This is a genomic window from Mycetocola sp. Y444 (assembly GCF_059445295.1).
This window is the reverse complement of record NZ_JCAIUB010000002.1, coordinates 393,038-419,183: the sequence shown is the minus strand read 5'-3', so window position 1 is coordinate 419,183 and position 26,146 is coordinate 393,038. Positions and strand designations below refer to the sequence as shown.

Here is a 26,146-nt window from a genome sequence, read left to right as displayed (position 1 = left end):
GAGCAACGGTTGCCGCGTGGCCCGGACACCCGTGCTCCGTCAGTTGGTGACCCGAAACGAGAGCGCCGGGCTGACTCCGACGTTGCCGCGGGCATCCGTCGCCCTCGCCGTCGCGGAGTAGGTGCCGTTCGGGTACGCAGCCGAGTTGATCGTCGCCTCCCAGACACCGGGCGAGACCTGCACTCCGGTCGCCACCCGCACCGTCCCGACCCAGAAGGTGACGCCCGTCACGCGGACGTTGTCACTGGCCTGCGCCCTGACGGAAACCGTTCCTGAGACCGTCGCACCGGATGCCGGTGACGTGATGGTCACGGAGGGTTTGGTCGTGTCCGGCGTCGGCGTCGGCGTGGGCGTCGGCGTGGGCGTCGGCGTGGGCGTCGGACTCGGTGTCGGGGTCGGTGTCGGACTCGGTGTCGGCGTGGGTGTCGGGGTCGGCGTGGGTGTTGGGCTTGGCGTTGGCGTCGGCGTCGGCACAGATCCGGCTGGCACTGTCGATGCGAAGTATCCGAAGTACTTGTTGCCCACCTGGCTCAGCGGATCGCCGGCGAATACCCGCCCACGGTTGACCGCGGCGGCCCGCGCCTGAGCGATGACCGTCTGTCGCACCTCAGGCACTGACTTTCCGACACAGGCGCCGCCGGGCCTGAGGCAATTGAGCACAACGCCGGTCACCGCCGCGCTCGACATGCTCGTGCCCGACTGGATGAAGTCGTATCCGTTGCCCTTCTTCGTCGTATACGGGCAGGTGCCGTTGGCCGCTATCGTGTGCGCCCTGTCCGCGGTGGAGACGGCGTAGTTGCTCTTCGAGGCCGGTTTGTCGTCGGGCGCGGTCACTCCCGAGCAGGGAGGTGAGCCGAGGCCGCCGGGTTTGCCGTCGTAATTAACGACGTTTGTCGCCGCAAGCACCTCGTCGTACGCGGCGGGGATGGTCGATGCGAGGTCGGTTGCGCTGTTGCCGGCACCGGCGACCACGACAATCCCCGCCGCGGTGAGGTCGCAGATCTCCCGGTGTGCAACGTCGTTGTTGGTGCGGCCGCAGTTGCCGTCATCCGAACCAGGGAATCCGATGCTGAGGTTCGCCACCCGGATGTTGTACCGCGCCGCGTTCGCCTTCAGCCAGTTGGTCGCGCAGACGAACATGTCTGGCGTCCCCCTGTTCTTCGCGTCGAGAATCCGGATCGAGTAGATCGGTACCCCGGGAGCGACGCCGACGATCCCCTTGTCGTCGTCGATGGCGCCGATGAACCCGGACACGCCTGTTCCATGGCCGTTGGCATCCGCCGCCGTTCCCGACCCCGTGCAGTTGATCTGCGCGGCGACGTTGAGGTCGGTATGCACGCTCACGCCGCTGTCGATCACGGCGACGGCTGGTCCATCCCACGGACGGTTCGCCGATCCCGCCGAGACGGGTGGCTTGTCCGCCTCGTGCGACGCGATCACGGAAGGGATCGTCTCAGCACCCCACGCGGGCGTAGCGACGGTGAGTGGGATGCTGAGCGCAAGAATGCCGATGGCAACGGATGCCGCACGGCGCGACCTGGTACCTCCAGCCGGTTGTGAACGTGACATGAGAGCTGGTCCTTCGTCAGTGAGGGTGGTGTTCGGCGGGTGGGCCGAATCGGGTGGGTGGGCGGTGTCGGGCGGATGCGCCCCGCACCGCGCGATAGGCCGCGACGGTCTGGCCGGCAACGGTGGACCAGTCCAGGGCTGAGAGGTCAGGGCTCTCGCCGCGGTCGGTGTTACGCAGCCAGAGAACGACATCGTCGAGCACGTCGGCGGTGAGCTCGCCCTCAAAGGTGTAGACCCAGTCGGCGCCGACCTGGTCCCGCAGCTCAGCCATCCCCCCGAGCGCGGGAACAACGACCGGTCGGTCCGCACTGAGCGCGAGAATCGCCGAACCCGAGTTCTGAATCTTTGAGTACGGCAGCACAACCACATCGGCGGCGCGCAGCCAGGTCGCAAGCCGCTCGTCCGGGAGGAACTCGAGGTCGAGAACCACGTCGTTCGAGGCGGATGCCGTGATCGCGGCCCGCAACGCGTCATCCGCCGGTTTCCCCGCGATGGCGAGGATCTCCCTCTGGCTGGCGTCGGACTCCGCGCCGGCCAGAACCCGGACACCGCGGCGTGAGAACACGTCGACGAGATGCGGCACGTTCTTGTAGTGCCGGATCTGACCGACACTGAGCAACACGGTGGCGTCGATCGACTCGGGCGGCAGACCGAGCGCCGCGCGGGCCTCTTCCCGGGTCGCCGACAGGTCGTAGCTGTCGCGGTAGTGCCCGTGCGGTGTGACGAACGCCGGAACGCGCCCGAGTTCGGGGTAGCCGTTCCTCGCCGCGCTGATGCCCTCGCTCGTCAGGGCGATGATCCCGTCGACGTTCCGGACCAGCAGCCTCGAGTACCAGGCACGGATACGCGGGGTGGACCGGCTTTCGTGCGACGACACGTTGTGCACGGTCCAGACCAGCTTGGTGCCACGCAGCCTCGCGACCCGGAGAAAAGTGAAGAAGAGCACGAGCCTGGCGACCTGCCGCCACCGGCGGGGACCGGAGAGGAAGGTGAGGTCGGGCCAGTGCAGGTGCACGATGTCGGTCCTGCCGACCAGCAGTCGCAGGTAGCTGAGATCGCGCACCTCGGCATCGTGCGGTGACATGGCCGAGTAGAGCGCCGCGTTATACGGGTTGGCGTGCCGAGTCCGGAACGCGGGTTCAGCTTCAACCCGCAGCGGACGGTCGGCGCGCCGCCGGGAACGGGCCGTGCCAGGAGGCGCGCCAGCGGGCGCGCCAGCGGGTGTGCCAGCCGACGCGGCATCGGGCATTGCACCGACGTTGTCCCGCGGGGTTCGCCCGAACAGCGTCGCCTCGGCCTCCGGGTAGCCCTGGCGCCATTTCGTCCGCGACCGCCACACGGTGAGCCAGGTTTTTTTGGGGCTCCGGGTCACTACCTCGAGCGCTCCGCGAACGAGGGCCCCGACCTGCAGCAGCGCGATTCCAGCCCGAGCACGGGCCGGCGTCCAGGAGGTGCGCAGCAGTGTCGCTTTGCCCGCCATGACGAGGCTCATTTTTCGGCCGGAGTCGCCGGTCGACCCGCCGACGTCGTGCACGATGACGGCCGTCGGGACGATCACCGGGCGGAGGCCGGCCCGGCGTGCGCGCACCGAGAACTCGGCGTCTTCGCCGTAGAGGAAGAACCGTTCGTCCATCCCACCGATCGCAAGAAACTTCTCCCTGAGGATCAGGGCGAGACACCCGGTCACGATGGGCACTTCGCGAACGCTGTCACGCTTCCACGTCCCGAGCGATTCCGGATCGAAGAGCAGCGAGTGCTTGAACGCCGTCGACAGGCCGAGCGCAAACGAGGTCAGCGACCACAGGGTCGGTTCCCCCCAGCAGGAACTCGGGTCGACGACCCCATCCGTTCGGAGTGTGCGCCCGCCGAAAAGTCCGTACTCCGGATGCTCGACGGCGAACGACACGAGCGCGCGAAGGGAGCCCGGAAGAACGACGGTATCGGGGTTGAGCAGCAACACGTAGTCGTCCGTCGACGCGGCGACTCCGCGGTTGACGCCGCGGGCGAAGCCCAGGTTCTCCCCCGCTTCGATGACGACCGTTGCGGGAAACCGCTCCCTGATCGCATCAGCGCTGCCGTCAACGGAGCCGTTGTCGACGACAATCACCGTGAGCCCGTCGAGTGGGAGTGGAACAGCAGGGTCTGCCCCGGTCGCTGCGACGGTTTCAGCGAAGACCGATTCGATGCACTCGAGCGTGGCATCACGGGTGTTGTAGTTCACGATGATGACGGAGACCGTCGGCTGGCCGGTCATGAGATCCCCGCCCGGTCCGCGCTGAGGGCGTGGCGTGCTGGCGCCGATTCGCCTCCCGGCTGGACGACATCCGTCGCTTCACGCTCATCCGGCCGGGGACGGTGCCCGAGCACTTTCGCCGGAACGCCTCCCGCTATGCAGTTCGCCGGAAGATCACGCGTGACGATCGCGCCAGCGCCGACGATCGCGCCAGCGCCGATGGTGACGCCGGCCGTGACGACAACGTTCGCGCCGAGCCAGGCGCCCGGCCCGATCACGATGTCCTTCTCGATTTTCGCCTGGTCCATCACCGGCGTTCCCTCGACGATGCCGTAGTTCGACGCGGTGATCGTCACGTGCGGCGCAAGCAGGCACTTCTCCCCGAGGATCACGCGCGACCGGGAGTTGCCCGCCCAGATCACGCTGCCCTCGCCGATGTGCGTGCCGGAACCCAGGAAGATGCGCTCAGCGTTGCGGAACGACACGGTCGGGGCGAACGACACGGCGTCTCCCCGGTTCAGCTTCCGCACCTGCTGCACATGGCTGTACCCGTAAAAATGCGCAACCCTGATGAGATGCAGCGCGGTCCGCGGGTCAAGCACGGACCGCAACACACCACGTATTCCCTTAGACGCCACCTGGCACCACCTCTGTTCGTTCGACCGGAACTGACGCCCCGGCTGGAACCTCGGACGGATCGAAGACGCGAGCCAGGGCATCCGTCACCCGATCGATGTCTGTTGCCGCCGTCGTCACAACGGCGACGGCAAAGCTCGCGGCGTAACTCGTGGTGAATACCGCCATTCGGTCGTCGAGGTCGAGCACCGGCCAGAGGGTGATCGACGTCACCTCCGCCGGGCCGAAGTACTGGCGGCGCGGGTGCATCGGCAGGTGGGACGCGTACCCGGCCTCATCCACTGGCGACATCGCGGTGGTCCTGCCGGTGCTCCCCGGCGTCCTCACCGCCGAGCTGAGGGAGTCGGAGACGGATGCCACGACACCGGCGAAATCCGTCACCTCGCCCACGTCAATCCTCACCATCGAGATGTGGTTTCGTGCGGAGGCCTCCCGTTGGAGCGACAACGGCACGGACAGCGCATAGCCCTCCCGCTCCGGTTCGACGGCGGCGAGCGCGGAGAACGCGGCGGAAACCGTGAGCGCGGTCGGTGACACTCCGAACCGGGACGCCAGCGTCTTCACGACCGGGGCCGGCACCACGAACATACGGAACTGCCGTGGCGGGATGAGTTGCTCCGCCCGTCCCGACCGCACCAGGTAGATATTTTTGAGCGGGCGGGTCAGGCGCCCGGCGGTGCGTTTGAGCCGTTTAGCGACCGGCTTGCGGCGGAAGTCACGCCACGCATCGCCCACCGTTGCATGCTGGGACCGCCAGGCGGCGTAGTGTCCCCTCACCAGTTCGAGTTGCGTTCGGGGCGCCCGGCCGACGACGGCACCGGATACCGTGCCGCCCGCGTTCCGCACACCGGCGGGCATTGCCGGTTGGTCGGCGAGCAGGCTCGAGACCATGCGCACGCCCTGGATTCCATCGCCGACACTGTGGTGGATGACCCCCACGATCGCGATCGTGCCGTCGTCGAGGTCGGCGACCGTGAACGACCAGAGCGGCCGGGAGAGGTCGAGCCTGTTGGCGGCACCCGCGAGGAGGCTCGCGTCGGGTCCGCTCGGGTATGTCCCCGGCAGGATCGTGACGTGCCAGTTGAGGTCGACGCTCCCCGCCGGCACCCACGCCGGGGTGGCCAGACCGAACGCCACACGCATCAACCGCTGCAGCATGGCCGGCTCCGCCGTAATGCGCTCGGCGACGATCGCGCGAACGAGATCGGCATCGATGGTGCCGTCGTCTCGCCGCAGCCCGGCCCCGTCGAGAATCATGGTGAGGGCAGGCCGGGCCAGCCGGAACGCCACCTCGTTGACGAGAAATTTCTCGTCGAGCACCCTCAGGGGTTGCACGACAACGTCAGGAGCCATCGATCTCTCCTTGCGCTGAGGTCGACGCGGCGACACCGGTGGAGGTCGCGACGGAGCGGTCCGTGCGCCCGCCGTCGGCGACGGCATCGGGCAGCACGATCGGCTCTGGACGGGTGGTGTCGACGAAGAGCTTCCCGTCGAGCGGAAGGCGCGACGCCAGGGCGAATCCGCGCAGAATGCCGGTGAACATCGCCAGTTCGGCCCTCGCTCTCGCCCGGTTCCGCGGGAACGCCCGAGCAGCCTTCCTGAGCTGGCGGGAGAGGACAGTGGGCAGCATCACGAGGCCCACCGCGCTGTCGAGCCTCAGCCACTTGTTGACGAGCGCGCCCATGCCGAGGCCGTAGCCGTGAAGCAGCTCCCGATAGTTCTCCCCCACCCGGGTGAAGGTGTGGTGCACGACGCTCTCCGGCTCGTGCACGACCTTCCAGCCCGCGTCGATCATCCGGCAGAACGCGTCGAGATCCTCAGCTCCGGCGAGATCCCTCCCTGCGCCCAGAATGTCGTCGAAGCCACCGATCGCGAGAATCGACGCCCGCCGAAAGGCCATCAGCGCACCGTGCCCCGCGTCGAGACCGCCGGCGACGTCGGAGAACTCCAGCTTGTGCCGATACACCTCGTCCGATCCCACCTTGGTGTGATCGAGCATGCGCCCGGTCACGACTCCGATGTCTGGTGTATCGAAATGCTGCAGCATGGCGTCGATCCAGCCGGGGGTCGCAACGCAGTCGTCATCCGTGTAGACCACGATTTCGCGATCGGATGCCTCGAGGCCCAGGTTGCGGGCGATGCTCAGCCCCTTCACGTCGGTGCGCACGCTGCGAACGCCGGCATCCGCTGCCACCTGCCCCGTGGCATCCGTCGTCGATCCTGAATCGACAACAAGAACATCGACATCGGGCGGCGTCGCGGCCGCGATGGAGACGAGCGCGTCCCTCAGCAGCTCAGGCCGTTGACGCGAGCAGATAACGAGGGTGACGTCAGCCGGAAGCACCATGCACCCTGCCCCCTCGACTCGGCAGCCACGGGGATCCCGATCGCGGACATGGCACGGTTCCGGTCGCCTCACGGGTGTTCGTGAATCCCTCATCGAGGTCGGGGTACTCGCCCGTTCCCGGGTGAAGTTCCGAGGGTCTGCCACGATATCCGCCGGGGCGGAGCCCGTCGATCACCCGACGGTAGCCGTCGACGAGCACAGCGTTCGCGGCCTGCCAGGTGAGGCTCGGCGCCTGGGAGAGGACGCCACTACGGAGCGCTCGGCGCCAGCGCTGGCTGCCGTAGACGAGGTCGATCTGTGAGCCGAGCGCGCTCACGTCGCCTGCCCGGTGGATCAGCCCGTTGACCGCGTGCTGAACCACAGCACCGCTCGCCTGCGAGACCAGCGGAATTACCCCGGCGCCCTGCGCCTCGTAGGTGACGAGCGCGCTGCCCTCCTCGACCGACGGCAACAACAGAACATCCGCCTGCGCGTACACCCTGGCCGGCCTGTCGGTGAACCCCCTCACCTCAACCGAGGGGTGAGCCAGTCGTTGCGCGAGCAGTTCCCGATAACCCGGCACAAAGTCGCCGTAGATGAGGAACTTCCCCGACTCGCTTGCCCTCGAGGAAAGCCACGCGTCGAGCGCGTAGTGGAGCCCCTTGCGGGGTTCGCATCTGCCGAGGAAGACCGCGGTGAATGGCCTCGCCGTCTCGTCACGGGCCGGAACCCGGATCGTGGCGGGATCGAACCCGTAACGGTGGCGCACAAGCCGCGATGCGTCGAATCCCCTGGACAGAAAGGTGTCTGCGACGGCATCCGACGGCACGAGCAACCCGTGTGCCGCGGCGTACTCGCGGTCTTCGATGACGAGCCGCTCACCATCGAACTGGTGCGACCAGCCGTTCGGGACGGAGAGTCCGAGTCTCGCGTATTCGCGTCCAACGACGTCGTAGGCGTGTGCCGTGTGCGTGTTCGGCACCTCCCGGAGTCCGGCGACGCCCCTGGCACGTGCGGCGTGCAGGGTACGGGAGGATGCCAGCGGCCAGGCGTGGACGGCGTCGAAGGTTCCGCGCTGCAACAGGCGCGCCGCGAGAAGATCGTGCCATCCGAACGCCCGCATTCGACCGATTGCCCGGTGCGGTACGCGCCGCCCACCGACGATGAGGGTCTGCTCGAGCGCCGTCAACCGGAGAATGGGACGGGCAACGCTCGCGGTCACGAGGGTGACGTGGTGCCCGGCACGAATGAGTTCGTTCACCTGGTTCCACGCGGTTTCACCGATGCCCTGGCTGCCGATGGCGTGCGGGAAGCTGTACAACACGCGGAGCGCGTCACCACCGCGTTGCGGCGCGGGGCGTTGACCATCGGTCTGCCTCGTCATGTTCCTCCCCGCTCGGGCCAGGTGCGCTCTTCGCATCCCAGGAGGGGACGTGAGTATCTGTCACGAAATTTACAAGCACTGATGGCGTGTTTGACCGTGGCCGATCGATTGTTAATATACTCGTAATACTGAGGGTTCCTCAATTTTACAACGCGCGTCCACGATGGAAGAGGACACAGCGGTTCGCCCACCCGCGGGACATCCGTGTCCCACCAAGCAGAAAGTCGATAAGCATGGATGTTCCTCTCTACCTTCGAGTCCTCTGGAGCTACAAGTGGTTGCTCCTCGTTGGGCTGATCGTCGCCGGCTTTGTGGGCGGGATCGTCGGATACAGCTACGTTGACGGGCAACTGCAGCCGCGCGCCGTCCAGACCTACAGGGCGTCGACGACGGTTCTGGTCGGCAGCCCGCAGCAGCCGCTCTACCAGTCGGTGATTCCCGGTGCCCCCGTGCAGGAGGGAGTCGCTCCGGATGTCACCCGCGACCTCGTCTCCACCACGGTGGTCTACGCCTACATCGTGTCCGGCTCGGAGATCCGTGCCATGGTCGAGGATGTCGTCGGGCCGCTTTCCGACGAAGAACAGGTCACAGCGGTTCGACGCACGACCCAGCCGGCCGGAGACGAACAGTTCCCCGGCCGCCTCACGCTGCCGATTCTCGACATCGTCGGCTCCGCGAATTCCCCCGGCCGTGCCGAGGAGATCTCGCGGGCGGCCAACACGGTCTTCCAGGAGTATGTGCGGGCGGAGCAGGACACCACGGCGGTGCCGGAGGGCGAACGGGTTCAGCTGCAGACACTGCGCGAGAGCGAAGCGACCGAGGTCGAAGGTAGCAATCCGCTGATCCCGGTCGTGCTCACCGCTTTCGGCGTCCTGATCCTCGTGGTCGCGCTGATCTTCGTGCTGTACAACATCCGGATCAGCCGCGAGAAACGACGCGCAGCATCCCGCCGGTCCCAGGCCGTGAGCGCCGCAGGAAAGAATGACGACAGCGATTCGTCGTCGATCGACACGGGATCATCGGTGACCGCAGGGGCGAGGGGAACATCGACGCCAACGGGCGCCGACGGCGCCGTGCAGCCTGTCGGTGATGGAGACCCGGATCACGACGAGCACAAGCGGTCCGACGACACTCACGCATACGTTTAGGCCGTCATGACGACGACCCTCCCTGGGCCAGGCGCCCCTCCGACACCGGCAGAGCGCGGCGATCCTGGCGTGCCGCAACTGCCGACCGCCGCGAACGATGCGGGCCAGATGGCGCTGATCGGCGAGCGTGTGAGGGACGCCGTCCTGAGCTTCCGGCCGAGCCGCTCGGGAATTGCGCTCACCGTGCTCGCTGCCGTTGTCCTGTTCATTCCCGTTCGGCGGTACGCGATCCCGATCCCTCTGTCGTTCGCCCTCGAGCCTTATCGCGCCGTGATCGTGCTGCTCATCGTCGCTGTCGGCGTGGCCCTCCTCATCGACCCGCGCTTTACCTGGCGTCCGATCGCCTTCGGCGCTCCGCTCCTCATCTGGCTCATCACCATGATCGTTTCTGTCGCCGTCAACGCGACGATCCTGACCGAAGAGGGCCTGGCATCCGGAGCGATCGGTGCCCTCGGCAACTACGCGATCGTCGTCGCGCTGCTCTACCTGACCCGCCAGCTGCTGCGCTCTGCCCGGACCGTGAACACACTGCTCACCGCTCTCGTCACCTTCTCGGGGATCGTTGGCTTCTTCGCTCTCGTCGAGAAGGTCACGAGGGAGAACGTGTTCATGAAGCTCTCGAGCGTCCTGCCGCTCGAGCTGCTGCGTGACGGAGGAGAGGCATTGCGCGCTGGCGGGGCTCGCGCGTATGCGTCAGCGCAGCATCCGATCGCGCTGAGCGTCATGCTGTGCATGCTCATCCCCCTCGCGCTCTACCTGGCGAAGTATGCGGCCTGGCCACACAACATCTACAACCGCAAAATCTTCTTCGGCGGCATCGTTGCGCTCCAGTTGTTCGGAATCGCTGCAGCCGTCTCGCGCACCGCCGTTGTCACGCTCGCCGTCATGTTCCTGATCATCCTGATCACGAGGCCGATCCTCGGGATTGTGCTCGCGAGCTTCGCCTTGCCCGCCGTCGTGGTCGCGGCCGCCATCATCCCGAAACCGTTCGAGGCCATGTTTGGCGGGTTCCTCGACCCGGAGGCCCTCATCGCCTCTCAGAAAACATCGCCAGGGTTCACGGGGGCCGGCCGCCTCGCCGACCTCGACCCCGCGCTCGAGATCGTCTCGCAACAGCCGTTCTTCGGATCGGGACTGGGCTCGCGGATCGTCATCGGTGACACGGCGAACTCGTTCATCCTCGACAACCAGTGGCTCGGAACGCTCATGGAGGTGGGAGCGCTCGGTGTGATCGGCGTGCTGGCCCTGCTCCTCATTCCGGCGTCACGGCTTGTCGCATACGCGTTCAGACCAGCGCACTCGCCGCAGTACGCGGCGCTCGCTCTCGCGCTCGCCATCTCGATTGCCGGCTACGGCACGGCGATGTTCTTCTACGACGCGTTCGGATTCTTCCAGACCTTCATGCTGCTGTTCATGCTGCTTGGGGTCGGCGCGTGGGTGCTTACGGAAGCACCGACGCGAACCACTGTGGCCGGGTCGGCATCGGGGCAGGTGCCGGCCCGGTCACGCCCTCTCGACGGGCTACGGCCGCGACGGCGGCGGGAGCTCGCGTGAGCGCGGCGCGGGCGTCCGGTGCCGGGATGAGCGTCATCATTCCGGCACACAACGAAGCGACGGTCCTCCCCCGGCTGCTCCGTGAACTCCGAGCGGATGCCGACCTTCGCGTCATTGTCTCCGCCAACGCGTGCACCGACGACACCGTCGCTGTGGCGCGGGCGGCAGGCGGTGATGGTGTGCGCGTGGTTGAGACCGCTGAGCCCTCGAAGACTGTCGCACTGAACGCCGGTGACGCGATTGCCGGCGACCACTATCCGCGAGCCTATGTCGACGCGGACGCCGTCGTCTCCGCCGCGACGCTGCAGGCCCTCGCCGCCGCCCTCAGCGCGCCGGGCGGTCCCCTCGTCGCGGCACCGACGCTCTCGGTCGACACGTCGGCGGCGAGCTGGGCTGCCCGCGCCCACTACCGAATCTGGGAACTCAGCGATTACCGCCTGGCCGGTCACGTCGGATCCGGCATCTACGCCCTGTCAGCCGAGGGACGGGCGCGCTTCGGCGCGTTCCCCGATGTCATCGCCGACGACAGGTTCGTCCAGCAACTGTTCGCACCGTCGGAGCGGCTGACCCTCGATGAGACGTTCGTCGTTCGCGCGCCCGCAACGCTGCGGGCTCACATCCGCAGGGCAACACGCATCGCCGCGGGCAACCGACAGTTGCGCCGCCGCGCCGAGGTGGCGCGGATCGCGGGAGTGCCGGGCGCCGCAGCGGGCGCCTCCGGCGCGGCACAGACCGGCGCTGTACCGACCACCGCCCAGGCACGGACCGACGCTGCACCGACGTCCACCCCGGCGCCCGGAGGACGTTTCGGGAGGAAAAACCCGGCACCCAACCACCCATACCCGCCGGACCCCCCGATCCACCTCCCGAATCCCGCCGCCGCGTCGGGCTACCGCCACCTCCTGGCTCGGGTCGCCGTTCGCCCGGCCCTGTGGCCGTCGTTCCTCGTCTATTGCGTCGGCTACGGCGTCCCCCTCGTTCTCGCCGCGCTGTCGGAACGACGCGGCCGGTTGCCCGGCTGGAACCGAGACGAAACGAGCCGCGCATGAGGCCGCCCCGCACACCAACGGCTCCTGCGTCGGCGTCGGCGCCCGCCGTTGAGGCGCCGGCGTCCTCGGGAACGTCCGCGTCAGCGAATGACCGGCTCGGCCACCAGGCCAGCCGCGGCGTCCTCGTAACGATGGGCGGAACCTGGTCGAAGACCATTCTGCAGACCGTGTCGACGGTTGTCCTCGCTCGACTCCTCGATCCGTCCGACTTCGGACTCATCGCGATGATCATGGCCATCGTCGGCATCGCCGACCTCGTCCGGGACTTCGGCATGACCGGTGCCATCATCCAGGCGAAGAAGCTCAACGACAGGACCTGGTCGAGTGTGCTCTGGCTCAGCGCCGGAGTCGGCGTGATCGGCACCGCGCTCATCGCCCTCGCGGCTCCCCTGATCGCGTCAATCTACGACGAGCAACGACTCGTGCTGCTGAGCATCGCCGTCGCACCGACCCTCCTGATCAACGGCCTCGCGATGCCGTTGCAGGCGAAGGTTCAGCGCGACCTCAAGTTCGGCGTGCTCGCGCGCATCGACGTAATCTCCATGGCGCTTGGCGTTGCACTCTCCATCGCCGCTGCCCTCGCTGGCTGGGGTGTCTGGTCGCTCGTCGTTTTCACCGGAGCGGCGAGCGTGTATCGACTGATTGCCCTGTGGGTCGCGGCCCGCCCCCACTGGGGTCGACCGCACGTCGACCGCGAGGTACTTCCCCTCCTCACCACGGGTGGCTCGATCTTCGGCGTGCAACTGCTCAACTACCTGGCACGCAACGTCGACAATGTCGTGATCGGCCGCCAGCTCGGGTCGGACGTACTCGGCCAGTATTCGCGGGCATATGCACTCTTCATGCTCCCGCTCCAGCAGCTCAACGGACCACTCGGCCGTGTCGCGCTGCCTGTGCTGAGCCGCCTACAGGATGACGGACCGCGCTACCGGCGATACGTCCGCGCCTCGCTGATGGTGATCGCCTACCTCACGCTGCCCGCGTTCGCGATCGCCGCCGCGCTGGCGCATCCGCTGGTCCTTCTGCTTCTCGGTCCGCAGTGGGATGCCACGGCGTCGATTTTCGCCCTGCTCACGATCGCCGGCGTTGCGCAGGCCATCGGCAACGTGCAGGGCTGGATCTATATCTCGCTCGGTCGCGCGCACCGGCAACTGGTCTATTACATCGTCTCGCGGCCGATCATCATCGCCTCGTTCTTCGTCGGGCTGTGGTGGAACGGGGTCGACGGCCTCGCCCTCGCGTACGGTCTCGTGTCGCTCGCGGTTCTCGTTCCCGGGTTCGCCTGGGCGATCCGCGGCACCTTCGTTACCGGGCGGGACGTCGTCCTGCCCGTGCTTCGACCCGCCCTGCTCGTGCCGTTCGCCTTCGGAGCGGCGTGGGCGACGACGCTGCTCGCGCTTCCGGCCATTCTCCAGGTGCTGGTTGGCGGTGTGGCTGGACTGGTTCCGCTCGGACTCGCCATGGTCATCCCCGCCTATCGGCGCGACCTGGCGCAGATCATCGAGTTCGTGAAGAAAACCCGCAAACCACAGCCCCCGGCGGAGTCCGCGGATAGCGTTGACGACACCCGCCGCGACGACGATGAGCGCCGACCCGCGGGGACACCACAGGTTTCGCCGGTGGCAACGCAGGCTACAACGCCGGCCACATCGGCGAAGGATCGGGGGACGTCAGCGTGAGACAACCATCAAGGATTCCAGCCGTTCGGATGCTGGTGGCCGGCATCGCAGCGGTTCTCGTGCTCGCGGGATGTTCGGCACCGGCACCAGCGCCGACTCCGCCACCGTCCACGGCATCCGCACCGTTCGAGATCTCGGCGATCGCGTCGCTTGGCGATTCCATGAGCCTCGGCGTGAACGCCTGCGATGGCGGCGGCCACTGCCCGGAAGCGTCGTGGTCGACGGGAACCGACCCGATGGTGCAGTCACTCGCCTCCCGGGTGGCGGAGACCAGCGGCGCCGTTCCCACCACCGAGATTCTCGCCGGTGACGGCGCCGGCGTCGAAAGCCTGCCGGACCAGGCGGCCAGAGCCGTGGAGCTGGGACCGGACCTGGTCACCGTACTCATCGGCGCGAACGATGTCTGCGCCCCGTCCTACGACGACATGACACCGGAGGCCGCGTTCGCTGAGAACGTCACTGCGGCATTCGACACCCTCGCCGCCGGGCTCCCCGACGCACGCGTGTATGTGTCGTCGCTGCCGAACCTCGTCCGTTTGATCGACGCCAAGAAGGACGACCCGACAGCCGTCGCCACCTGGAAGAAGATCGCGCAGTGCCGCTCGCTGTTGTTCAACGCGACAAGCAGTGAACCGGCCGACGTCGACCGCCGAGCCTCGATCTCCGCCCTCATCGAGAAATTCAACGGCGTACTCGCCGACGCGTGCGCGACGCATCCGCATTGCATCTGGGATGGCGACGCTGCGTTCGAACTCGAATTCACCGGCGACGACGTCTCTTCGATTGACTTCTTCCACCCATCGACGCTCGGGCAGCAGAAGCTTGCCGCCGTGGCGTGGGACGTGATCACCAGTTCGGGTGAGCTCGCCGCGTCTTCGGGCACCGGCGTCGACGGCGGCGCGGTCGACGCGTCGAGCACCGTTCTCGACCCGCCGGGCGCGACGGGATCGCGCCTGGCATCGACCGGAAGGCTCGACAGCTCGAATGCTTTGGCCGCCGCCCCGAAGGGCTCGGGATCGGCGTGCTCGACCGGGTCGCCGTGCTCCCTCGAGACAGCGCTTGGCAAGGCCGGCGCCGGCAGCGTCATCACCCTGGCCGACGGTAATTACGGCAGCAAAAACCTCACGGGCATCGACAACCTCGCGTCGCTCGGTTCCGCTGTGGTCGTCGCTCCTGCCGCGGGCGCGACGCCCACATTCGACAGGCTCGAGGTGGGGATCCCGTCGGTGACCTGGCGCGGCATCACGGTCACCGGTGTGATGTTCGTGAACAAGCCGGCCGTCGACACTCGGCTCGAGAACGTGCACCTCTCTGGAACCGGGTTGTTCGTCCGGTCGCAGCATGTCACCGTCAGCGACAGCCTCTTCGAGGGTGGATCGAGCGTTGATGGAATCCAGGTGGGCGGAGCATCCGATGTTCTGATCGAGAACAACGAGGTGCGCGACTTCGACCAGAACAAGGACAACGGGCTGCACGCGGATTGCGTGCAGATCTTCGACAGCGCGAACGTGACGCTTCGGGCCAACAAGCTCAGCAATTGCTACAACGCCGGCATCATCCTGTCGTCGGGCAAGGGCACCGGGATGAAGAACATCCTGATCGAGTCGAACTTTGTGCAGGGGTGCATCGTGAAGAGTGCGGACTGCCAGGGCGGCTCTGCTGCCGACCTGCGCTACGCCAAGACGAAGAACCTGGTCGTGCGCAACAACTCGTTCTCGGGCGGATCGCTGCGGCTCGACCCGCTGCCCGGGCTTGTGTTCGATCGCAATGTTGTGGCGTACCTCGCCGACTGTGCGAGCCCGATGACGAACTCGATTGTCGAGAAGTGGAATGAGAAGTCGTGTGCAGAACCGGATGCCGTCGGCGCCGGCGGCAACCGCACCGGGGATGTGCTCTATGTGAATGAGGAAGCCGGCGACCTGCACCTTCGGGATGCGGGCAGTGCGGCGATCAGCCCGGCCGGCCCCCACGTGCCGGCGAGGGCCGACATCGACGGGCGACCGCTCCCCGCTGAAGTGGCGGGGGCAGCGGGGTAGCCGGGAGCCTTCGCGGCGCGGCGTTCCGGGTTTTGCTCGAGTGACACTTCCTGTGGGTGCGCCGCCCCGGCACCCTCAGCAACCGTCACCCGAACGTCGACACCACGTCCCCTCCGCCCCGAGCCGCCCGCCCACCCAAGTGACCCCACCACCCCGAGCCGCCCGCCCAAGTGACACCTCCTGCGGGTGGGCCGCCCCAGCACCCACCACAACCGTCACCCGAACGTCGACACCACGTCCCCTCCGCCCCGAGCCGCCCGCTCAAGCGACACTTCCCGCGGGTGCGCCGCCCCAACACCCACCACAACCGTCACCCAAACGTCGACACCACGTCCCCTCCGCCCCGAGCCGCCCGCTCAAGCGACACTTCCCGCGGGTGGGCCGCCCCAACACCCACCACAACCGTCACTCGAACGTCGCGGCGCCCGCGTGACAGCAGGAGCGCGCGCCACACGCATCCGTGCCGGCCCGATAGTCTCAGGCGGGTTCAGGCATCCGGCGACCAGCCGCGCGCGATGAGCGCGACTCTCACGCGGCGCACGACCTCTGTCGGATTCGAGCCGAGCAACGAATCCCGAACGCGAATGAAGCGCCATCCGTGCTCCACGAACCGGTCGATGCGGTCGATATCCCGATCGAACTGGTACCGACTCTCCCTATGCTGCTCACCGTCGAACTCGACGATGACCTTGTACTCGGGATAGGCGAGGTCCGCCCGTCCAAGGAACGTCCCGCCGGCCGTATAGATGTTCGCGTTGATCTCCGGCTCCGGGAGGCCGGCATCCACGAGCGTGAGGCGCAGTACCGTCTCCTTCGGTGACTCGACCCCTTCTCTGATGCGATCCAGTGCCTCCCGAAGCTTCGCGGCCCCGCGGCGACGGCACCAACTGGTGGCCGTCTCGAGCTCCGCCCGGGTGGCGAGCGGGGTGTACACGGGTCGGTACCCGTACTTCTCGAGCGGATCCACACCGCGGAGGATGAAATCGCCGACCGCCACAAGTTCGTAAGTGGTTAATGCGCTCGCCAGTTGCGTCCAGGTCGTCGCCGGCGAGGCCACCGGCAGGCCGAGCCACTCTCTCGTCGTTGCGGTTCCTGGTTTGAGGTGGTGCCCGACGGTGCCCGCGCGCCGTGTCGGTCGATTCGGTTTGAACGCGGAGACGTGAACCACCGGAGCTGCGCCGAGAGCCCAGGGCAATGGCATCCCCCAAATGAGAGCGGCCGTCTGATGGCTGAAGAACTGGCCGTTCTCGAGGACAGTGGCTAGTGCTTTCGCCCGCGCCAGTGGCTCGGCGACCATGGGCGCTGGCACCCGCACTCCCCGAAAGGGAGACTCGAGGTCCGAAGCCCTCAACCTGCCTGGCGAGACCCCAAGCTCCCGGGCCGCCTTCACGCTGACAGGGCCGGTGCGCGCGACCGCCGGAAGTGGTTGCCTTCTCGTCATGCGTCGATGGTCGCGCACTCGCGACAGCCGCGTGAGGGTTATCCACAGGCGAGAAACAGCCGCGGACGCGGCGGCCTCTTCGGGCTTGTCCCGCTCCTGACCGTTGGTGTGACGGATGCTGTGGGTGCGCAGTCGCGACACCCACATCAAGTGTCACCCGAGCGCCGACACCGCTGTGGACGGGCAACCCGGTTGGAGTGACAGTTTGTGTGGGTGCGCGGCCGCGACACCCACATCACCTGTCACCCGAATGCCAGAATCGCGTCGGCGGGCCGCAGCACGGCGCGCGGCAGAGCGGCACCGCCTTCCGCGGCGCGGGGGACGAAGGGGGATGGACGAGGGGGGGGGTGGACGGCGGCCCGGCCTTCGGGATGGTCCGGGCCGCCTGCCCCTCCGGCCGGAACGCACACGACGCCCGACCGGCAGGATTGGTACTACAGAACTGCCATCGCCGCCGGCACCAGTCCATCGAGGTCGAAGCTCGGCGGTTCCACCCGCTGCGCTGTGCGCACGGATGCCGCGACCAGCGTCGCGAAGTCAAGTCGCTCGGGCGGGCAATCGATAGCGAGGCCACGCCGCGAGAGTTCCGCCGCGATCTGGATCTGGTGGTCGTCCACGTGCTCCCCGAAGCGCGCCAGCCGCGGCACAAGCACCGGGACCTTGCCCGCCTCAATGGCGGTCAGCGCCGCCCCGGTTCCGGCGTGGGCAACGACCACATCGGCCTCGGCGACCGCCCTAGCGAGCTCCGAATGCAGCACGCTCGCCCGCCCGTCGATTCCGTACGCCGAGACATCCGCTGCGCCGACCTGCCACAGCACCTCACACCCGTCGAGCAGCGGCACCAGCTTCTGGAACAACCGGTCGAACCCGTATGACTCCTGGGTGCCGAGCGACACCACCGCCCTCCGGATGGGCCGCTCCGGACGGTTGGGGCCAGGCGCAAACTCGTCGAAGATGCTGCCGCGGTACGCCCATTCACTGTCGCTCGCCCAGACGGGGTACTGCGAATACGTCTTGACCCCTGGCATCCTGGCCACAATCCGTCCACTGAGCGATGGCCCCTCCGCTCGCGCCGCGCTCTCGATGTAGTGGCACGGGATGCCGCGGGCAAGGGCAACGGGGAACGTTGAGACCGCGGGCGACGAGCCGGTGCTGATCACCGCGGCGAAGTCCCTCTGCGCCATGACCTTCGCGGCGAGCACAGCGTTCCTCAGGATGTTGAATCCGTCACGCGGGGCAGCGAACCTGGCGAAGACCCGGTCGGTGCCGTCGGTGAGCGTACGGCTGAGCCCGTTATCGAAGGTGAACCAGAACTGGTCCTCCGGTGGGATACCGATACGGCGGGCAAGGGTGTGGAGCTGTTTAAGGTGCCCTCCGCCCGAACAGACGAACAGATATTGAGACATTGCGACCTCCCGAATGAGCACAACTGAAAACGGACATTGCTAGTACGCGCCCTCCCTCCTCAAAACGGCACGGACGGTGCGGAGCAGGATCATCAAATCCCCGGTCACTGACCAGTTCTCCACGTAATAGAGGTCGAGCTTCACGCTCTCCTCCCAGCTCAGGTTCGAGCGCCCGGATACCTGCCACAGCCCAGTGATCCCTGGCTTGATGAGCAGGCGACGCGCGGCGGCGTCTTCGTACCGGTCCACCTCGGCTGGCAACGGTGGGCGGGGCCCGATGAGGCTCATCTCCCCGCGCAGCACGTTGACCAGTTGGGGCAGCTCGTCGAGTGAAAATCGTCGGATGAACGACCCGACCCGGGTGACGCGCGGGTCGCTTCGCACCTTGAAGAGCACACCGTTGCCCTCGTCGAGGTGCGAGATCTCGGCACGCCTGGCGTCAGCATCCGGCACCATCGACCGGAACTTCAGCATGGTGAACGACGACCCGCCCACACCGACGCGACGCTGGCGGAAGAGCACAGGAGCGCCGTCCTCGAGGTACACGGCGAGCGCGATTGCGGCGAACACCGGCAGCAGAAGCACCGTGGCAATGCCCGCAACGACGACGTCGATCAGGCGCTTCATCCAGTGGTTGAAGCCGGTGTACCTGGGCAGCTGCACGTGCACCATCGGCAGTCCCTCGACGCGGCGCATGTGGATGCGCGGGCCGGCGACGTCGGTGAGGCTTGAGACGAGGATCAGTTCGGTGCTCGAGTTCTCGAGCGACCACCCGATCCGTCGCAACTGGTCGCTGCCGCCCGGCAGGTTCCCGGCGACCATCACCGCCTTGGTGCGCGACGAGCGGGACGTTTCCGCAAGAGCGTCGAGCGGGATGACGGGCAATCCCTCGAAAACGGATGCCGTCCTGTCGGTGATCACAACGCCGATTGGTCGGTACCCAGCCGTGAGGGTAGCGCGGAGCTGGTCGATCACCTCGCGTACGTCCCTCGTCGACCCCACAACGAGAGCGCCGGTCAGGCAGCGGCCTCTGCGCCTCAGCTTCGTCAGCCGCACCCGCCAGAACTTTCGCCCGGCGAGGAGGAGGACGAGGCCAGCGGGCAGGGCGACCGCCAGGTAGCCGCGGGCCAGGTCGATCTGGAACAGGAACGCGACAGTGGCAAGAAGGGCGAGCGTGATGAGAGTGGCGTTGGCGACGCGCTGGTATTCAGCGAGCCCGACACCGATGAGGCGCGGGGCGCGTGAGCGGGTCGCCGACAGGGCGATGAGCCACACCAGGGCCACAACGACGGCGATCACGCCGTACTCGATCCCACCCTCGGAGATCCGGAGACTGTCGGGGCCGAACCTCACGAGCTGGGCGAGCAGGAGTGCAGTGAGGACGGCAACGGCGTCGGTGAGAGTGGTCGCGAGGAGATACCGGGTCGGCCAGCGAAGCTTGAGCGGCTGTGGCAGAACGCGCGGGGCCGTGTCCTCAGCCGGCCCCCCATCCGGCCGGACTTCCCCCGGTGCCCGGTCCGCGGGGCGCACCTCTTCTGCGACAGCGTCGATCGACTGTTCCGGCGCGAGCAGCGCACTTTTCCGAGTCGTCGCAAACGTACTGCGCATGAGTGAGAACCAATCATCGTGGGCAAAGATGACGCGGTTCAGGGCCGCATCGAGAACTGTTTCTCACGCTAGCGCAAAAGTGAGGTTTCGTCAGGTTTTTTCGGGGAGGTGTAACCCAACGTTCTTTCGTGTTTACGAACCCGACATCTGGGGTCGCACATCAGGCAGCGTCAGAGCACGCGAGGCCACAATTCGGCGGGGAACGAGTTCATCAACGGCAGCGGGTCCCAGGTCGCCCCCGGGGCGCCGCCGGCTTCGATCGCGACGTCCACCGTCGGAGCCAGGGGCAGCTCAGTGCGGCCCGTCGCCTCGAAGTAATCCCGGTACTTGAAGAGGTTCTCCTTCGCCGGGGCCACGAGCCGCGCCGGAATACCGAGCGATTCCGCGACGATGATGCCGTGCAGGCTCGAACCGACAACAAGTTCGCTGCGGGCTATCCGCTCCAGCACGCGCCAGGCGGGTGCCCGGGGCGACACGACGTTCGGCCGCCCCGCCAGATCGCGGAGGTCATGAAGGTTGGGAATGACGGTGACCCCGTACCGCCTGGGTTCGCTTGCCCAGTCGGACAACTCGGGAAAGAGAGTCGGCAGAAGCAGCGCGGGGTCCCCGTACACCTCCGGCACTGCGAACCCGTGCTCGAGCAGCCGGGCGCGAGTGCGCGGCCCACGGACCGCCCGGATGTCGAGGGAGCGGAGGGTCGCCCACGACGGGTCGACCTTGCCGTTGATCCCACTCCCCCACACGACGTCGGAATTCCTCGCGTAGTGCAGGATCGAACCCACCGTCAGCAACCGGCGGTCGGGAAGCCCGGCATGGATATCGAGACCGAGGCGTTCCCGCATCCGTTCCACGACCATCGGGCCGAGCAGGTCACCGAAGTTGCCCACGGCCCGCTTCACGGGCACAAGCCTGCCCAAACGCCCGCGGAAGACGGGACGGCGCGGGTTCCAGTGAACGACCTCGACCGTCACCGCTGTCCCCTTGGCGCTGCGGAGGCAGACCCCGACCTGCCGAACTGGATCGCCGGGTACGTCAGCCCCGCCGCCGCCCACGCCGTCGTAAGAATGGTTTCGTGCCTCGACTGCCACGAGTTCTCGCTGAGGAACCGCTGTCGCTCTGTCGCTGACGCGACCGCGAGCGCGAGCGCCTCATCGAGCCGATCGGCGAAGTCGGCGACCGAGCTGGTGAGCAGCACACGCTCGTCGATGTGACGCACCGGCGGCAAGTCAACGGCCAGCACCGGACTGCCTGCCGCCAAATACTCGTATACCTTGAGCGGGCTCATCGCTTCAGTGAGCCTCGTCACGCGGTGGGCGAGCAGGCACACGTCAACGTTGCGCATGGTGGCAACGAGCTCGGTTCTGCCCACCTTCGGACGCACGGTAATCGAACGGATGCCATCGATCGCGGCCAGATACCCCGGATCGGGCAACGGCCCGAGGAGGATGATCGACAGGTCAGGGCGGCGGCGAGCCAGCGCGGCCAGACCCTCGACATCGAGGCGCGTGTCGAGCGTTCCGACGTACAGTGCACGCGGCCCGGGGATCCCGGACAGCCACTCCGGCTCCGGGGGGACAGGCCCCTCCCACTCAGCCGGCTCGACCGCGTTGGGGACGACGACGCCAGGACCTCGGGGGTTGATCCGCTCGAGCACCTCTTCAGACACGGCCGCCACCCCCAGACCGCGCTCGGCGATCCGGCGGTAGGCCTCCCGGTACGCGGGCCAGTACTCCTGGCGTGCCGGCGAGCTCAACCAGTCATCCCTGGCGTAGAAGGTGACGCCGGACGCCCACTCGAGCGGCGCGAAACCGGCGATGATGGGGTTCGCTGAAATGGTCACGGGCGCCGACTGGCCGAGTTGGGCGGAAGCACGCCGCAGCACCCGGTCGTAGGCGCGGTAGTCGCGCTCGAGGCTGGGGATCGAGATCCCATCTGCGCGCCGCAGGCGCACGGGAGACTGCAGCATGCGCTTCGGCGTCGCGGGAAACGGAGACTGGGATCGCGACAGCGCCCTCACCGCGTGCGATGGCAACCACCGGTACGGGTTGGCCACGAGAAGCCTGTCGACCGCCGGGCTCTCGAGCAACCGCGACAGCAGCCGGTCGGGGGGACGCATCATGCCGCGGCTGACGGCATCCGTCCAGGTCTCGTAGCTGAAGGTGAAGACGACATCGTGCGGCGCTGTGCTCACGAGCTGTACTCCGTCGCTGCGACGGCCCCCGGCAGGGAGCGGATGATGCGGGCGGGGATGCCGGCGACAACGGTTCGCGCAGGAACGTCGGTGCGCACGACGCTGAGGGCACCGACGACAGCCCCTTCGCCGATGGTGACCCCGGGCATGATTATCGCGTTCTGACCGATCCAGGCGCCCCGCTGGATGCGGACGGGGGCAACCCGGTCGAGCGGCTGGTCGCGGATGAACACGTCGGGCAGCTCGAAGCCATGGCTGTGGTCCGAGATGTACACCCCGCGCGCGATGGCCACACCATCCTCGATGACGACGCTCGACACGGCAGAGATCTGCGTCTGGTTCATGCGGACCCTGTCACCGATGACGATCGTCGGGGACGGCGAGTCCTCGACGGGGATCATGAACCACGAATTGGAGCCGATCAGGCAGCCATCACCGATCGCGATTTTCTCACCGTGTGCCACCCGGAACGGCAGGAGAATACGGCTCCGGCGCCCAAAGCTGTGGAACCCGGAGCGGACGGTGAGGCTGAACAGAGCGTCGCGTATTCGCTGCAGTGCCGTGAGCGCAGTCAACCCGTTCACAATCCTCCTCTGAATGCCTGATGGCGATGAGAACTCACGCCCGCTACCAACATAGCGCGCAGTGAGGATTTGTCACCTTCTCCGGTCGGAACTTCACCTGACCGAAACATCCGGGGTACGTGAGGTCGCCGGTGTTGCGCGGTATTGTCAGGTGTCAGAGGGGGAACTCGAATGGTGGCTCCAGATACGCACGCGCGCAATGCGCTCGGCCAGACAACGCCAACGCCAGCGCCGACGGAGCGCGGCGGCGCAGAGGGCAGCCGGACCACACGGCGGTTCTCCCTTGGCACGCTGCTTCTCACTGGCCTCGCGACGGCCATCGTCGCGAGCGTCGTGACGGCATCCGTCTTCACTGCCAGCAGCAGGGAGGACGCCCTCGAACAAGAGATCGAGGCGCTCACCGTGCAGTTGGCGGCCGCGGCGCAGACTCTCGAGGACTGCCAGGATTCACGGCAGGCGATAACGGATGCCGTCACCGAGATTGCGGCCGCCCGCGACGATATGGACAGCGCGCTCGGCGCATATGACGCGGGTGCGTCGATCGACGTGACCAGGCAGGCCATCGTCGCCGCGAACGCGCGCTATGCCGGCGCGCTCGAGGGCATCGAAGCGATCCCCGGCTGCGGCTAGCGGGTCAGCTCGAGAACCGCTGCCGTTGCGGCGAGGACTTCTTCCGCGCGCTCAGGCTTGTCGTTGAGAGTGACACCGTAGCTCGGGATCATCGACCTGAGCTGCGGCTCCCACCGTTCGAAGTCATTGGGGAAGCAGGTCTTGAGCACGTCGAGCATGATCGGGACCGCTGTCGACGCACCGGGGGACGCACCGAGGAGTCCGGCGATGGTGCCGTCTTTCGAGGCGATGACCTCGGTGCCGAACTGGAGGACCCCACCCTTTTTCGGGTCCTTCTTCATCACCTGGGCCCGCTGGCCCGCCGTGATGAGGTACCAGTCCTTCGGGTTCGCGGTCGGCATGAAGGTACGCAGCGCCTGGAACTTCTTCGACTTGCTCGCGACGAGCTCGCCGACGAGGTAGCTGATGAGGCTGGGGTTGTCTTTGGCGACGGCGAGCATCGGGATGAGGTTCGACGGGCGAACCTGCGTGACGATGTCGAGCATGGACCCGTTCTTGAGGAACTTCGGGCTGAATCCCGCGTATGGGCCGAAGAGGAGGCTGGCGTCTCCGTCGACAACCCGCGTGTCGAGGTGGGGCACGGACATCGGCGGCGCGCCGACGGCGGCCTGGCTGTAGACCTTTGCCTTGTGCTCAGCGACGATCGCAGGGTTGTCCGTGCGCAGGAACTGGCCCGAGATCGGGAAGACGCCGTAGCCCTTGATTTCCGGGATCCCCGACTTCTGCAGAAGCTTGAGCGCCCAGCCACCGGCGCCGACGAAGACGAAGCGGGCGCTCGTTTGTCCGGGGGTTCGGCCGACGAGTTCGCGATGACGGATCAGCCACGTTCCGTCCTTCTGCTTCTTCAGAGAGCGCACCTCGGTATTGAGCCGAAGTCTCGCCCCGGCATCCGTCACCGACTCGAAGAGCTGGGACGTGAGCGCTCCGAAGTCGACGTCGGTCCCTGACACTGTGCGCGTTGCCGCGAACGGCTCACCCTTGAGCCGCTTCTTCATGAGCAGGGGTGCCCACTGGTGGATGACCCGCGAGTCTTCGGAGTACTCGATGTCCTCGAAAAGCGGCTGCTTCTTGAGCACCTCGTAGCGGCGGCGGAGGAAGTTCACGTCCTTCTCACCGCGCACGAAGGTCATGTGCGGGGTGGAGTTGATGAAGGTCTTCGGCTCCCGGAGCACGCCCTTCCTGACGAGCGAAGACCAGAACTGCCGGCTCAGCTGGAACTGCTCGTTGATGCTGATCGCCTTGGACGGGTCGATCGAGCCGTCTTTCGACTCCGGCATGTAGTTGAGCTCGCACAGCGCGGCGTGGCCGGTACCGGCGTTGTTCCACGGGTTCGAGCTCTCCTGGGCGACCTCGCCGAGTCGCTCGAAAATCACGACCTTCCAGTCCGGCTGGATCTGCTGAATGAGGGAAGCGAGAGTAGCGCTCATGATGCCGCCACCGATGAGGGCGACATCGACCGAGGCGGAGGAAGTCATGCTTCTAGTTTAGGCGGCAGCGCGGGCCCACTGGCCACGCGCGGCACACGCGAACGGATGCGACGGATGCGCTTTACCCCGATTCTTCCGGCGCCTGACCGAACCGCTTCGCGGCGATGTCCTGGTGGGCGAGCCGCCGCATGGCAATGATCACCGGTTCGTGGAGCGCCGTGCCGAGCACCGCGTACTCGATGGGACTCAGGTCGCTCCCGCCCATACCCGCCATGTCGAACTCGGCAATACCCCTGACCTGCCGGGCGTACAGGTCGAGCCGCTCATCGCTCAGTCCCACCCCGGCCTCTTCCGCAGCCTCGAGCGCGTACTCAAGCTGCGCCGTCGCGGCGTACTTCGGGTCGTAGACCTGGCCGAGGCGCTCAAGCACGGCCCGTGCCCGGGGATAATCGGGACCCGTCTGGTCCCGGTAAGGAGGCAGGCTGCCAACCGCGCGACCGAGGGACGAAAAGAGGTCGTCGCCCGGGTTGTCGATGAGGTCCAGAACTATTTTCACTTTGGACAGGGGAAGACCCGCAACCGAGGTCAGTGCCTTGATCACCCGCAGGCGCCGCACATGGTCCTCGGTGTACTGAGCCTGCGTAGCACCGGTGGAGATTCCGGCGGGCAGGAGTCCCTCGCGGAGGTAGAACTTCACTGTCGCGCGTGGCACACCGGTTCGCTCAACGAGAGCAGAAATTTTCACGTTCCCCCTTGTGTTGGATTGCTTCAGTATCCAAAAATGGATACCCCTACTATCCCTCCTGGAGTCTACCGTGCACGCAGCAAACCTCATTAACGCCGGAATCGTCCTCCTCACCGTGGTTGCCATCGAATCCGGAGGCGTGTTCCTCCTCAGGGTGGTGCGAGGACGACAACGCGCGAACGACCTGCAGAAGAGCTTTTACCGGGCCGGCCACGCTCACGCTGGCGTTCTCGTGATCCTCGGGCTCGTCACGCTCCTCCTCGTCGACGGAAGCGGCGCAAGCGGACCTGTGGTGTGGGCCCCGACCCTCGTGCTTTCCGCGGCCATCCTGATGCCCGCCGGATTCTTCCTCTCCGCGATCGGCGATGATCCGAAGAAGCCGAACCGGTTTGTCGTGCTTCTCTTCATCGGGGCGGCTGTTCTCGCCGCTGGCCTCATACTCGGAGGGGTCGGCCTGATCATGGAGGGGGTCGCAAACGTCGGTTGATCCTCACTCGGGT

The 26,146-nt window shown here is 67.0% G+C and carries 21 protein-coding genes; 7 read left to right on the top strand and 14 right to left on the bottom strand.

The window, feature by feature from the left end:
* Positions 1-39 precede the first annotated feature (39 nt).
* The 6 genes from AC1C2M_RS08690 to AC1C2M_RS08665 all read right to left on the bottom strand — a co-directional run bounded on the left by AC1C2M_RS08690 (position 40) and on the right by AC1C2M_RS08665 (position 8,148).
* The gene (locus tag AC1C2M_RS08690; RefSeq protein ID WP_495435971.1) at positions 40-1,569 is read right to left on the bottom strand and encodes an Ig-like domain-containing protein; all 1,530 of its coding nucleotides are present in this window, start codon (positions 1,567-1,569) and stop codon (positions 40-42) included.
* Positions 1,570-1,585: 16 nt separating this feature from the next.
* Complete coding sequence (locus AC1C2M_RS08685; protein ID WP_495435970.1) at positions 1,586-3,823, bottom strand: glycosyltransferase; 2,238 nt, start codon at positions 3,821-3,823, stop codon at positions 1,586-1,588.
* Positions 3,820-4,305, bottom strand: coding sequence for an acyltransferase (locus AC1C2M_RS08680; RefSeq protein WP_495435969.1), 486 nt, complete (start codon positions 4,303-4,305; stop codon positions 3,820-3,822). Before AC1C2M_RS08680 ends, AC1C2M_RS08685 begins: the two co-directional genes overlap by 4 nt.
* 124 nt (positions 4,306-4,429) lie before the next feature.
* Complete coding sequence (locus AC1C2M_RS08675; protein WP_495435968.1) at positions 4,430-5,791, bottom strand: wax ester/triacylglycerol synthase domain-containing protein; 1,362 nt, start codon at positions 5,789-5,791, stop codon at positions 4,430-4,432.
* On the bottom strand, positions 5,781-6,785 hold the full coding sequence (locus AC1C2M_RS08670; protein ID WP_495435967.1) for a glycosyltransferase family 2 protein: 1,005 nt from the start codon (positions 6,783-6,785) through the stop codon (positions 5,781-5,783). The genes AC1C2M_RS08675 and AC1C2M_RS08670 overlap by 11 nt, the downstream gene beginning before the upstream one ends.
* Complete coding sequence (locus tag AC1C2M_RS08665) at positions 6,769-8,148, bottom strand: glycosyltransferase family 4 protein (protein ID WP_495435966.1); 1,380 nt, start codon at positions 8,146-8,148, stop codon at positions 6,769-6,771. The genes AC1C2M_RS08670 and AC1C2M_RS08665 overlap by 17 nt, the downstream gene beginning before the upstream one ends.
* A 233-nt stretch (positions 8,149-8,381) precedes the next feature.
* Here AC1C2M_RS08665 and AC1C2M_RS08660 point away from each other — a divergent pair, with 233 nt between their 5' ends.
* From AC1C2M_RS08660 to AC1C2M_RS08640, 5 genes are read left to right on the top strand one after another with little or no spacing between them, the layout of a single operon-like run.
* Entirely contained in the window at positions 8,382-9,296 is a 915-nt protein-coding gene (locus tag AC1C2M_RS08660; protein ID WP_495435965.1) for a YveK family protein, read from the top strand.
* Between the two features lie 6 nt (positions 9,297-9,302).
* On the top strand, positions 9,303-10,850 hold the full coding sequence (locus tag AC1C2M_RS08655; RefSeq protein ID WP_495435964.1) for an O-antigen ligase family protein: 1,548 nt from the start codon (positions 9,303-9,305) through the stop codon (positions 10,848-10,850).
* 26 nt (positions 10,851-10,876) lie between these two features.
* Positions 10,877-11,899 carry a glycosyltransferase family 2 protein gene (locus AC1C2M_RS08650; protein WP_495435963.1) on the top strand — a complete coding sequence of 341 codons (1,023 nt, stop codon included), beginning with the start codon at positions 10,877-10,879 and terminating at the stop codon, positions 11,897-11,899.
* Positions 11,896-13,578, top strand: a complete 1,683-nt coding sequence (locus AC1C2M_RS08645) for a lipopolysaccharide biosynthesis protein (protein ID WP_495435962.1) — start codon at positions 11,896-11,898, stop codon at positions 13,576-13,578. The genes AC1C2M_RS08650 and AC1C2M_RS08645 overlap by 4 nt, the downstream gene beginning before the upstream one ends.
* Positions 13,575-15,614, top strand: a complete 2,040-nt coding sequence (locus AC1C2M_RS08640; RefSeq protein WP_495435961.1) for a GDSL-type esterase/lipase family protein — start codon at positions 13,575-13,577, stop codon at positions 15,612-15,614. The genes AC1C2M_RS08645 and AC1C2M_RS08640 overlap by 4 nt, the downstream gene beginning before the upstream one ends.
* A 487-nt stretch (positions 15,615-16,101) precedes the next feature.
* Here AC1C2M_RS08640 and AC1C2M_RS08635 read toward each other — a convergent pair whose 3' ends face one another.
* The 6 genes from AC1C2M_RS08635 to AC1C2M_RS08610 form a co-directional block, all read right to left on the bottom strand.
* The gene (locus tag AC1C2M_RS08635; protein ID WP_495432641.1) at positions 16,102-16,923 is read right to left on the bottom strand and encodes an endonuclease domain-containing protein; all 822 of its coding nucleotides are present in this window, start codon (positions 16,921-16,923) and stop codon (positions 16,102-16,104) included.
* A 566-nt stretch (positions 16,924-17,489) separates the two neighbouring features.
* A complete protein-coding gene (locus tag AC1C2M_RS08630; protein ID WP_483405342.1) occupies positions 17,490-18,461 on the bottom strand; it encodes a glycosyltransferase in 972 nt (323 codons plus the stop codon).
* A 39-nt stretch (positions 18,462-18,500) separates the two neighbouring features.
* A complete protein-coding gene (locus AC1C2M_RS08625) occupies positions 18,501-20,069 on the bottom strand; it encodes a sugar transferase (RefSeq protein ID WP_495435960.1) in 1,569 nt (522 codons plus the stop codon).
* Positions 20,070-20,239: 170 nt separating this feature from the next.
* Positions 20,240-21,040, bottom strand: a complete 801-nt coding sequence (locus AC1C2M_RS08620; RefSeq protein WP_495435959.1) for a polysaccharide pyruvyl transferase family protein — start codon at positions 21,038-21,040, stop codon at positions 20,240-20,242.
* The gene (locus AC1C2M_RS08615; RefSeq protein WP_495435958.1) at positions 21,037-22,260 is read right to left on the bottom strand and encodes a glycosyltransferase family protein; all 1,224 of its coding nucleotides are present in this window, start codon (positions 22,258-22,260) and stop codon (positions 21,037-21,039) included. Before AC1C2M_RS08615 ends, AC1C2M_RS08620 begins: the two co-directional genes overlap by 4 nt.
* Positions 22,257-22,844: an acyltransferase gene (locus AC1C2M_RS08610; protein ID WP_495435957.1), complete on the bottom strand. Its 588-nt coding sequence runs from the start codon at positions 22,842-22,844 to the stop codon at positions 22,257-22,259. Before AC1C2M_RS08610 ends, AC1C2M_RS08615 begins: the two co-directional genes overlap by 4 nt.
* A gap of 171 nt (positions 22,845-23,015) precedes the next feature.
* On the opposite strand from AC1C2M_RS08610, the gene AC1C2M_RS08605 reads away from it, so the two are divergent.
* Positions 23,016-23,474, top strand: a complete 459-nt coding sequence (locus AC1C2M_RS08605) for a hypothetical protein (protein WP_495435956.1) — start codon at positions 23,016-23,018, stop codon at positions 23,472-23,474.
* On the opposite strand, the gene AC1C2M_RS08600 is transcribed toward AC1C2M_RS08605, so the two are convergent.
* Positions 23,471-24,949 (bottom strand): malate:quinone oxidoreductase, encoded by a 1,479-nt coding sequence (locus tag AC1C2M_RS08600; RefSeq protein WP_495435955.1) that lies wholly within the window; start codon positions 24,947-24,949, stop codon positions 23,471-23,473. The two genes, AC1C2M_RS08605 and AC1C2M_RS08600, sit on opposite strands and share 4 nt — an antisense overlap.
* 73 nt (positions 24,950-25,022) lie before the next feature.
* The gene (locus AC1C2M_RS08595) at positions 25,023-25,646 is read right to left on the bottom strand and encodes a MerR family transcriptional regulator (RefSeq protein ID WP_495435954.1); all 624 of its coding nucleotides are present in this window, start codon (positions 25,644-25,646) and stop codon (positions 25,023-25,025) included.
* 70 nt (positions 25,647-25,716) lie between these two features.
* Between AC1C2M_RS08595 and AC1C2M_RS08590 the strand changes: the two genes are divergently transcribed.
* On the top strand, positions 25,717-26,133 hold the full coding sequence (locus AC1C2M_RS08590) for a hypothetical protein (RefSeq protein WP_495435953.1): 417 nt from the start codon (positions 25,717-25,719) through the stop codon (positions 26,131-26,133).
* Positions 26,134-26,146 lie beyond the last annotated feature (13 nt).

What these genes read in the sequence shown, in the direction of transcription:
- AC1C2M_RS08655 (WP_495435964.1), top strand. Translation starts at nt 9,303, where the DNA reads ATGACGACGACCCTCCCTGGGCCAGGCGCCCCTCCGACACCGGCAGAG.
- AC1C2M_RS08670 (WP_495435967.1), bottom strand. Translation starts at nt 6,785, where the DNA reads ATGGTGCTTCCGGCTGACGTCACCCTCGTTATCTGCTCGCGTCAACGG.
- AC1C2M_RS08660 (WP_495435965.1), top strand. Translation starts at nt 8,382, where the DNA reads ATGGATGTTCCTCTCTACCTTCGAGTCCTCTGGAGCTACAAGTGGTTG.
- AC1C2M_RS08605 (WP_495435956.1), top strand. Translation starts at nt 23,016, where the DNA reads ATGGTGGCTCCAGATACGCACGCGCGCAATGCGCTCGGCCAGACAACG.
- AC1C2M_RS08685 (WP_495435970.1), bottom strand. Translation starts at nt 3,823, where the DNA reads ATGACCGGCCAGCCGACGGTCTCCGTCATCATCGTGAACTACAACACC.
- AC1C2M_RS08665 (WP_495435966.1), bottom strand. Translation starts at nt 8,148, where the DNA reads ATGACGAGGCAGACCGATGGTCAACGCCCCGCGCCGCAACGCGGTGGT.
- AC1C2M_RS08650 (WP_495435963.1), top strand. Translation starts at nt 10,877, where the DNA reads ATGAGCGTCATCATTCCGGCACACAACGAAGCGACGGTCCTCCCCCGG.
- AC1C2M_RS08625 (WP_495435960.1), bottom strand. Translation starts at nt 20,069, where the DNA reads ATGCGCAGTACGTTTGCGACGACTCGGAAAAGTGCGCTGCTCGCGCCG.
- AC1C2M_RS08690 (WP_495435971.1), bottom strand. Translation starts at nt 1,569, where the DNA reads ATGTCACGTTCACAACCGGCTGGAGGTACCAGGTCGCGCCGTGCGGCA.
- AC1C2M_RS08600 (WP_495435955.1), bottom strand. Translation starts at nt 24,949, where the DNA reads ATGACTTCCTCCGCCTCGGTCGATGTCGCCCTCATCGGTGGCGGCATC.
- AC1C2M_RS08630 (WP_483405342.1), bottom strand. Translation starts at nt 18,461, where the DNA reads ATGTCTCAATATCTGTTCGTCTGTTCGGGCGGAGGGCACCTTAAACAG.
- AC1C2M_RS08645 (WP_495435962.1), top strand. Translation starts at nt 11,896, where the DNA reads ATGAGGCCGCCCCGCACACCAACGGCTCCTGCGTCGGCGTCGGCGCCC.
- AC1C2M_RS08675 (WP_495435968.1), bottom strand. Translation starts at nt 5,791, where the DNA reads ATGGCTCCTGACGTTGTCGTGCAACCCCTGAGGGTGCTCGACGAGAAA.